This is a genomic window from Protofrankia symbiont of Coriaria ruscifolia (assembly GCF_900634745.1).
Lineage (GTDB): Bacteria > Actinomycetota > Actinomycetes > Frankiales > Frankiaceae > Protofrankia > Protofrankia californiensis.
This window is the reverse complement of sequence record NZ_CAAAFR010000050.1, coordinates 54340-63805: the sequence shown is the minus strand read 5'-3', so window position 1 is coordinate 63805 and position 9466 is coordinate 54340. Positions and strand designations below refer to the sequence as shown.

6 protein-coding genes are annotated in these 9466 nt (G+C 68.9%); 2 read left to right on the top strand and 4 right to left on the bottom strand.

The genetic code is table 11. The annotated features are described in order from the left end of the window. Positions 1-126: 126 nt before the first annotated feature. From CV1CTNOD_RS07800 to recO, 3 genes are all read right to left on the bottom strand, one after another. Positions 127-498 (bottom strand): antibiotic biosynthesis monooxygenase family protein, encoded by a 372-nt coding sequence (locus CV1CTNOD_RS07800; RefSeq protein ID WP_131785472.1) that lies wholly within the window; start codon positions 496-498, stop codon positions 127-129. A gap of 123 nt (positions 499-621) precedes the next feature. Continuing rightward, on the bottom strand, positions 622-1425 hold the full coding sequence (locus tag CV1CTNOD_RS07795) for an isoprenyl transferase (protein ID WP_131769858.1): 804 nt from the start codon (positions 1423-1425) through the stop codon (positions 622-624). 120 nt (positions 1426-1545) lie between these two features. Then, the gene (gene recO / locus CV1CTNOD_RS07790; protein WP_131785471.1) at positions 1546-2277 is read right to left on the bottom strand and encodes a DNA repair protein RecO; all 732 of its coding nucleotides are present in this window, start codon (positions 2275-2277) and stop codon (positions 1546-1548) included. Positions 2278-2538: 261 nt separating this feature from the next. Between recO and CV1CTNOD_RS07785 the strand changes: the two genes are divergently transcribed. Continuing rightward, entirely contained in the window at positions 2539-3195 is a 657-nt protein-coding gene (locus CV1CTNOD_RS07785) for an NUDIX domain-containing protein (protein ID WP_242606466.1), read from the top strand. Positions 3196-3220: 25 nt separating this feature from the next. On the opposite strand, the gene CV1CTNOD_RS07780 is transcribed toward CV1CTNOD_RS07785, so the two are convergent. Then, positions 3221-4039 (bottom strand): N-acyl homoserine lactonase family protein, encoded by an 819-nt coding sequence (locus CV1CTNOD_RS07780; RefSeq protein ID WP_431607088.1) that lies wholly within the window; start codon positions 4037-4039, stop codon positions 3221-3223. 219 nt (positions 4040-4258) lie between these two features. On the opposite strand from CV1CTNOD_RS07780, the gene CV1CTNOD_RS07775 reads away from it, so the two are divergent. Continuing rightward, the gene (locus tag CV1CTNOD_RS07775; protein ID WP_131785469.1) at positions 4259-9448 is read left to right on the top strand and encodes a pentapeptide repeat-containing protein; all 5190 of its coding nucleotides are present in this window, start codon (positions 4259-4261) and stop codon (positions 9446-9448) included. Positions 9449-9466 lie beyond the last annotated feature (18 nt).

Below are 9466 nucleotides of genomic sequence, written 5' to 3'. Positions count from 1 at the left end.
CATCATCTTCAAGCATCACCGTAGAGCATCGTCTCCGGCCGCCGCGCGGGTGATCGCTTCTCCGGGCGGCCGCTTCTCCGGCGCTTTTCCGGGCGCTCCGGTCATCTCCGCGGGCGCTGCCGGTCATCACCTCGACGGCCCGCCGCCGGGCGCGGCGGTAGCGGCGTCGGCCGCCAGGTCGGACCCACCGCGGCGGGCGGGGCCGCCGGCGGCGTCGTGGGCCAGCAACACCTCGAACGCGCCCGGCTCGTCGACGGCGTAGGCCATCAGCGGCGTCAGCTCCATCCGGACGTCGAAGGCCGACAGAGCCCGGCGCCAGGCTCCCACCCCGTCCCACTCGGAGGTGATCATCCAAAGTTCCGGGTCGTCCACGGCACGTCCCAGCCGGGCCCAGCGGTAGCCCCGCTCGCCGGCGAGGACGGCCAGGGCCTGTTCCGCCCGCTCACGAAAGGTACCGGCGTCCCCCGGTGGAACCCGTAGCCGCGTGACAACAACCACGGCATGGTTCTACCAGGTCGCGGGGCTCCTCCGCAGGGTGGCGGAAATTCCGGTGGGGGCCACCGGCAACGCCGTCCACCGGGACAGGTAGATCCCCGCTGCCGCCGGCCCACCACGTCCGGATCAGACGCCGGAGGGATGGGCGACGACACCGCCGTAGCGGCGGTCGCGCTTGGCGAAGTCCAGGCAAGCTGTCCACAGGTCGCGGCGGTCGAAGTCCGGCCACAGCCGTTCGACGAACAGGAACTCCGCGTATGCCGCCTGCCAGAGCAGGAAATTGCTCAGCCGCTGCTCCCCGGAGGTACGGATCAGCAGATCGACGTCGGGCATCTCCGGCTCGTCGAGGTAGCGGGCCAGTGTGTCCTCGTCGATGCGGTCGGCCCGCAGCCGGCCGTCCCGGACGTCCCGGGCGATGGCGGCGGCGGCGTCGGCAAGCTCGGCCCGTCCGCCGTAGTTGACGCACATCACCAGGGTGAGACGGTCGTTCCCGCGGGTACGTTCTTCGGCTGCCTCCAGCCGCCGGATGACGTTGCTCCACAGCCGGGGACGCCGGCCGGCCCACCGGACCCGGACACCGAGCGCGGCCATGTCGTCGATGCGCCGGCCGAACACCCCGTCGGTGAAACGCATCAGGAACGCGACCTCGTCCGGCGACCGTTTCCAGTTCTCGGTGGAGAAGGCATACACCGACAGCCAGCGGACGCCGAGTTCGATGGCGCCCTCCACACAGTCGAAGAGAGCCTCCTCGCCGGCTTCATGGCCCTTCGTGCGCGGCAGACCGCGCATTTTCGCCCACCGACCGTTACCGTCCATGACGATGGCGACATGCCGCGGGATCAGTGCGGAAGGAATCTCCGGCGGGCATGCGCCGGAAGGATGTGGGTGAGGCTCACGGAACTGCCCGAGCCCCCCATTACGCAGATTCACCGGCTGCCCCCCTCCTGCTTATTGACGGCCCTATGATGGCCCTGTCAATGGCCTTGTTGGCGGCCTTGTTGGCGGCCGTGGTGACGACCGTGGTGACGACCGTGACCTGCCTGGTCCCGCTCACACTCGCTCCAGATGAGGCAGCGTGCGCAATCCGTATTCGAGATGCCACTGCAGGTAGGCGGCGACGCACCCTCCCGCCTCGCGCCGGGTCCGGGCTTCGCTCGCCCCGGCGCAAGCCCAATCGCCGGTGAGCAGATCGGACAGCAGCTTCACGGCAGCCGGAGACATCGACACCGCTCCATGCGGTCGGCATTCCGGGCACACTACGCCCCCCGCCGGGACGGAGAACGCGTGGTGGGGTCCTGGGTTCCCGCAGTGGGCGCAGTCCGCCAGGGCCATCCCGTAACCGGCGATGGCCAACGCGCGGAGCAGGAACGCGTCCAGAACGAGAGACGGTGCCCGTTCACCCTGAGCGAGCGTGCGCAGACCACCGACGAGGAGCAGGAACAGGCGCATCGCAGGCTGGCGTTCCTCGCTGGTCAGCCGCTCGGCGGTTTCCAGCATGACCGCCGCCGCGGTGTGCCGGGGATAATCCGACGCGATCACCGCGCCGTACGGGCTGAGTATGTCGGCCTGGGTGACGGTGTCGAGAGAGCGTCCCTCGTGGAGCTGGAGGTCGACGTAGGTACCCGGCTCCAACCGGGCACCGAAACGGGACGACGTGCGGCGCACCCCTTTGGCCACCGCGCGTATCCGCCCCGTCCGCCGGGTCAGAACAGTGATGATGCGGTCGGCTTCGGCGAGCGGTGTCGTCCGCAGGACGACACCTTCATCTCGGTAGACCGGCACCTGCCCATGGTTGCACGCATTCCGGTAAGGGGGCAGAGCGCGGTCGAGATGATCGCGACACGTGCCGGCCGGCGCTGGACCGGAAGATCGACAATGAGCCGGATCACACCGGCCTCGACCTCGAGCGGCCCCGGACACCTCAATATCGTCACTGTCTGTGCTCGCCGTGCTCTCGGTGATAACCACCGTCAGCAGACGAGAAAATGTCAAAGGTTCAGAACAAATGTCGAAAGTTCAAAGGTAAGAGCCGAGCTCGACACGATGCCGGACGCGTCCGAGCATGGGCATCCGGGCGTGGGCGTCCATCCGGGCGTGGGCGTCCATCCGGGCGTGGGCGTCCGACTGTCGGCGCAGGGGCATCCCGGTATTGGCACGGGAGCATCCGCGTATCGGCGCGGAGGCGATGATGGGTCGGTGCGAGTCGTGCGGCGGGCAGCCCGGGCAATCCTGATCGACGGGGAGGGACACCTGATCGTGTTCCGCCGGACACCGCCCGGTGTGGCACCCTACTGGTCCACGGTGGGCGGCGGGGTCGACGCGCATGACGCGTCGGTCGAAGCAGCCCTGCACCGCGAGCTGGCCGAGGAGCTCGGCGCCACCGCCGACCGCGTCCAACAGGTGTTCCTCACCAGCACACCCAGAGCGGGCAACGATCGCGACGGCCGCAAGCCCGGCATCATCGTCCAGCACTTCTTCGTCTGCCGGCTCGTCTCCATGGATCTCGCCGCCCGGACCGGAGCGGAGTTCACCAACCCGGCCAAGGGCGGCTACGACGTCGAACGCATCGACCTGCACGGCGAGGACATCACCGGTTTCCCGCTGCTGCCGGAGACGCTCAAGGAGTTCATCCTGGCCAACCGGGAGGCCCTGCTGGATGCCGCACTGAACGCGGCCCGCAACCCCGCCGCAGATCCCTGATCGGACCAGCGACAGTCCAACGCGATCAACGCAGCGCCGGTGGAACGGCGCCGTCGGACCGATTGGCAAGGGGGTCGCGGGCGGCCGGCGCGGAGAGTTCGGCGGTCAGCGCCGGCCAGGCGACAGGGTCGTGGCCGGGTACCAGACGCAGGCCACGTTCGGATGCGATCGCCTTCAGCCGCCGGATCGGTTCGACGGTCGCTTCCGGCGGAACACCGATCGTGCCCCCGACGGGCCGTTCATGGTCGATGTTCTCCCTCAGGTCCGCGGCATCGAACGCAAAAACGTACCCACCACCACCCACCGCCGGGTCCAGCTCGACGACGAAACTCTGGTGGCCGGGGGTGTGCCCGGCGGTGAGGACCGCGGTCACCCCTGGCACGATCTCGATGTCGCCGTCGATGTCGCCATCCGCCACCTCCCAGGTGATCGCCGGGTGGTCGAAGTCCACGCGGATGATGCCGTCTGCTTCCAGAGCCGCCGGATGGGTGCTGAGGCCGTGGTCGAGCTCGCGGCGCTGGATGTGCACCGGCGTGGTCCGCCCGGCGAAGTGGCGCAGTCCCCCCGCATGGTCGTTGTGCAAGTGGGATACGGCCACCACGTCGATTCGCTCGAGAGCGAGCCCGACCCGTTCGAGCTCGGCCTCCAGCGGATCGCCGTCCCCGGCCGGGAGCCACACAGCCACGCCGGTGTCGTGGTGGAAACGGCGGCACAGGGCCTCGTCACGCACGAACGCGGGGTTGAAGCCGGTGTCGATCAGCAGCCAGCCACCGTCCGTCTCGACCAGTAGCGCCGGCACGGGTTCACGCAACCGGACGTCGTCCGGGGCGCCGTGCACGGACATCGAATACGGCACCTCGGCCCAGCCCAGAGTCAGCGGAATCACCCGCCGCACTCCCCTGGCCACCACCGCCTCCCGCCGGGTCGGTGTGCGGAGCCCTCCCGCCGTAGCCGCCTCGCATCCCCGAGCGCGGCAGCCGTCCATGCGACCTTAACTCACGACCCGAGCGATCCGCTCAACCCGGACGGCACGATCCGTGGCACACGGTGGCATTCTCGACCTATGGGCAACGGAGGCGGTGCGGCCGGTGGCGGCGATGCCGGGTTCGACTTCTTCATCAGCTACACCGGTGCGGACAAGGGATGGGCGGAGTGGATCGCCTGGCAGCTGGAGAAAAGAATCCGGATCAGCGGCCGTCCTGCCCAGGCGTTCATACAGGCATGGGACCTCGTACCCGGATCGGACTGGGCGGCCCGCATGCATCGCACGCTGCCCGCGTCCACGCGGGTGGTGCCGGTACTGTCGGAGACATACCTGCGCGACTCCCGGTACGGCAACGCCGAATGGCTGGCGGTCTGGCCGGACGATCCGGATGGTCGCGGACGCGGCATCGTGCCCGTGCGTATCAGCGCATGCCAACCGGACGGCCTTCTGCGTTCACGCACCTATATCGACCTGGTCGGTAAGGACGAGAACGCCGCGGCCGAAGAACTGATCCGGGGAATCACCGCGTCCATCACCGGACGGGGAAAGCCCACGACAGCCCCGGCTTTTCCCGGCACCGGCGGCAGGACCGGCCCGGACTTTCCAGGAGCCTCTTCGAGAGGATTTTTAGGAGATTTTTCGGGAGAACCGGCCCCCTCCCGACAGGCCGACAGCCCGGGGACGGCCGATGAACGCACCGTCACCGTGCTGCATCTATCGGGAACGCGGCTACCCGCACAGCCCACAGACGGCCGGACGCCCCCGGAGCTGGTCACCTGGCTGTCCGACGACCTGCGCCGGCTTGCCGCCGACACCGGCGCCGGCGCCGGGGAGCTGCGTCCAGATCTCGTCGTCGTCACCGGTGACCTCACCGAGACCGGCGCGAAACGCGAGTTCGAGCAGGCGTATGACGTGCTGGCCGGGCTGGCCGACGCCCTGCGCCTCGACCACAATCGGTTCGCAATCATCCCGGGCAGCCATGACGTCAACGAGAAACTCTGCGAAGCCTATTTTCTCCAGCAGGAGGTCGCCGACGAGGAGCCGGTCGCGCCGTACTGGCCGAAATGGACGTTCTTCGACAGGCTGCTGCGCCGTTTCTACGGCCCGGACGCGGACATCGGTTTCCGGGTCGGCGAAGAATGGTCGCGTTTCGCCGTATCCGATCTGAAGGTCGTGGTGGCGGGACTGAACTCGACGGTGGCCCAGACACATCTGGCTCACCACGGATGGCTGGGCGCCGAGCAGCTCGACAGCGCCGCCGCCACCCTGCTCGGGTTCGCCCGGGAGGGCTGGCTGCGAATCGGCGCCGTGTACCACGATCCGATCGCCGAGGCGACATCGCAGAACAGCGAGCTGCGGGACGCCGAGGACCTCGACCGGGTTCTCGGCCCGCACCTGAACCTGCTGCTACACGGGCAGGGCGGAAACGAGCAGGGCGGGAAGGCGCACACGCTCTCCTCCAGCTTGCCCACGCTCCCGTTGGATCAGGGTGACGGTCGGCTGCGCTACCAGGTGATCCGGATCGACCGGACGGGCTTCACCCGCTTCACCCCTGGTCAGGGCCCCGCCGGTCGGCGGCGACCGCTCCATACGACCCACGATCTCGCCTCGGCCTACACCGTGTTTCCCCCGCCAGCCCGAAGCGGCACCGACCATGACGACGGCGGTAACGGTGAGGGCCATGACGACGGTGACGACGGGCAGTGGCCATACCGGCCGGCCGACGCCGCCGAGGCGCTCCTGCCATCCGCGCGGGGCCGTGACCGCCCCCGTGACCTGCTGGACGACGCCGCCGAGGTGGCCCGCCTGCGCCACCCGACTGCCAGGGTCGAGCGGGTGGAGGCTGCCGGGGAGATGGCCGCCCATCTGCGGGTCTGGCGCGCCGAAGGGCAGGTGGTGGAGCAGCGCGTGATCGGCCTGATCGCCGGCAACGCGGACGCGGGCGCGGTGGAGGAGTTCGTCCGGACGATCCGCCGGCGCTACCTCGCCGCGAACCCGACGCTGTTCTCCGACCTGGTCTACTGCGGGAATGATCAAGCTGACCCCGAGCTGGTCGCACAGGCCGAACGGGCGGGTGTACAGCTGCTGAGCATGCCCGAGTACCAGGGCGTACTGGACCTGCGCGGCTACCTCGACCGGCAGACCAGGGGGCTGGAGTCCGATCAGATCTACCCACCGGCCCTGTACGTGCCGCAGCGCGGCACCCGCCTGGACGTGGCGGACCAACCGCTGTCACAGGACACCCCCGTGGACGCGCTCGCGGACGTGACGGACTGGCTGACCACCGATCAGTCTCGGTTCGTCCTGGTCCTCGGTGACTTCGGCCGGGGCAAGACCTTCCTGTTGCACGAGCTGGCCCGGCGGCTGCCCGCGCAGCTGCCGCATGTGACCCCCATGCTGATCGAGTTACGCGGGCTGGAGAAGTCGCATGACCTGGACACGCTGGTCGCGGCCCATCTGGCGAACACCGGGCAGACCCGCTTCGACCTCGACGCGTTCCGCTACATGCTGCACGCGGGGCGAATCATCCTGCTGTTCGACGGGTTCGACGAGCTCGCCCTGCGGGTGACCTACGACCGCGCAGCCGAACATCTGAGCACATTGACAGCTGCCGTACGCGACAAGACGAAGATCGTGCTGACCAGTCGCACGCAGTACTTCCTCACCGACGACCAGGTGTTCAAGGCGCTCACCCAACGGGTTGACCTGATCCCGGGCCGGCGCATCGTCCGGATCGAGGACTTCACCGACGCCCAGATCATGAGCTTCCTGCTCCACCGGTACACCTGGGATCGGGCGGTGCGCACGACCGACCCGGTACGCCGCCGGGCCCAGGCCGAGCGGCGGGCCACGGAGCGGATGACGCTGATCCGCGGCATCCACGACCTGCTGGGGCTGTCCCGCAATCCCCGGATGCTGTCCTTCATCGCGGCCCTGGACGACGAGCGGCTGGAGCAAGCTCAGGGTGGCGACGGGACGATCCGCCCGGCCGACCTGTACCGGGAGCTCGTCGACGCCTGGCTCGATCACGAGGAGCAGCGTGCCCGCCAGCGCGGGGCGTCGCCCTCACTGTCCAAGGCCGACCGGCTGGACGCGGCCACCCGCCTGGCGCTGACCCTGTGGGGAACCACCGAACGGCACATCGGCGTGGAGGAGCTCACCGCCACCGCCGCCGCGGTGCTGGCGGGCATGAGCAACCCGGCAAAGCTCACCGACGCCGAGCTGACCCAGATGATCGGCTCGGGAACCCTGCTCGTGCGGGACGCCGGCGGCCGGTTCTCCTTCATCCATTCCTCGGTGATGGAGTACCTGGTCGCCACCGAGGCCGCCCGCCGGCTCGCCGCGGGCAGCGCGGAGGACCTGCTGGGCACCCGGGAGATGTCGGAGCTGATGGCTGACTTCTTCGCGGACCTCACCGGCGGTGACCGGGCCGGCGGATGGGCACAGGACGTGGTCGACGACCCACACGCCGCCGCCGAGACGAAGGCGAACGCGGTGCTCGTGGCCCGCCGGCTGGGTGTGCAGCTACGTACCAGAGCAAAACTTGCCGGGGCCGACCTCGCCGGCCAGGACCTCTCCCACCGCTCGGACCTGCGGGAAGCCGACCTACGCCAGGCGAACCTCACCGACACCCGGATCGCCCACACCGACCTGACCCGCGCCGACCTGCGCGAAGCGAACCTCACCGGCGCCCGGATCGCCCATACCGACCTGACCGGCGCCGACCTGCGCGAAGCGAACCTGACCGACGCCACCGTCGAGGATGCCAGCCTCACCCGCGCTGACCTGTCCGGAGCGCGGCTGACCAGAGCGAAAGTCCGTAACTCCCGTCTCGACGGTGCCCTGTTCCGCAGAACACGGCTCGACCACACCCGAATCGATCATGCAAACCTGTACGGCGCGGACCTCACCGACGCGGACCTCTCCGATGCGCGACTGACCGACGTGGATCTCACCGCGGCGGACGTAATGGGCAGCCGGTGGCACCGGACGGCTGTCCTCGGAGGACAGCCCGAGAACATCGGTGACAGGTACGAGCTGGCTGAGGCCGTGGTCGCAGGCCGTGACCGAGCTCAACTGATCCAGCTTCCCACGACCTCGCTCATGGATACGGCGGACGCAACAGCGGTGGCGTTCTCCCCGGACGGCACCCTTCTCGCGACCGGAACGCAGGATGGACCGGTAAATCTGTGGGATGTCCGCACCGGACGCCGACAGCGCATCCTCACCGACCGCACCAACTTGGTGTCGTCGGTGGCGTTCTCCCCGGACGGAACCATCATCGCCGCCGCGGCCGGCGACCACACGGTGCGACTGTGGGACACCACCACCGGCGAACCCCTGTCCCCCCTCACCGGCCACACCGGCCCGGTGCGATCGGTGGAGTTTTCCCCCGGCAGAGCCACCATCGCCTCTGGATCGAACGACGGTACAGTACGACTGTGGGACGCTGACACCGGCCGGCATCTACGCGCTCTCACCGGCAACCACACTAGCTGGATGTCGTCGGTGGCGTTCTCCCCGGACGGAGTCACCATCGCCGCCGCGGCCGGCGACCACACGGTGCGACTGTGGGACACCACCACCGGCGAGCCCCTACGCACCCTCAAAGGGCACCTCAGCACAGTGTGGTCGGTGCGATTCTCCCCGGACGGATCCATCATCGCCTCGGGATCAAACGACGGTACGGTACGACTGTGGGAGGCCACCACCGGGCAACTCCGATACGCTCTCACCAGCTCCCGTACCGGCTCGGTGCGATCGGTGGCGTTCTCCCCGGACGGAGCCACCATCGCCGCGGCCGGTCGCCACACGGTGGAACTCTGGGACACCACCACCGGCAAATCCCTACGCACCCTCAAAGGGCACCTCAGCACAGTGTGGTCGGTGCGATTCTCCCCGGACGGATCCATCATCGCCTCGGGATCAAACGACGGTACGGTACGACTGTGGGACGCTGACACGGGTACCCTGATCGCCACGCTGCTTGGGCCCACCAAAGACGCATGGGTCGTGTTCGTGCCCGACAGCTCCTACAAGCTCGGCGGCACAGCGGGTGACTCGTTCCAGTGGAAGATCAAAAATGTCCGCTTCGAGATGGGCGAGCTCGATCCGTACGACCCGGCCATTCGCCGCCTGCCCGATGACGCGCCGCTACCGCTGCCCGCGAACTGGCAGCCCGTCACCCCACGGATCGCCCCGCCAGGCCCCCGTCCCCCGCAGCCGCCGTCCAACACGCCACGCCACGGCCCGTTCCACCGCCGCTAACCAACCAAAAGATTCACA

Coding starts and splice junctions, on each gene's coding strand:
- CV1CTNOD_RS07785 (WP_242606466.1), top strand. CDS start 2,539: ATGCCGGACGCGTCCGAGCATGGGCATCCGGGCGTGGGCGTCCATCCG.
- CV1CTNOD_RS07780 (WP_431607088.1), bottom strand. CDS start 4,039: ATGTCCGTGCACGGCGCCCCGGACGACGTCCGGTTGCGTGAACCCGTG.
- CV1CTNOD_RS07775 (WP_131785469.1), top strand. CDS start 4,259: ATGGGCAACGGAGGCGGTGCGGCCGGTGGCGGCGATGCCGGGTTCGAC.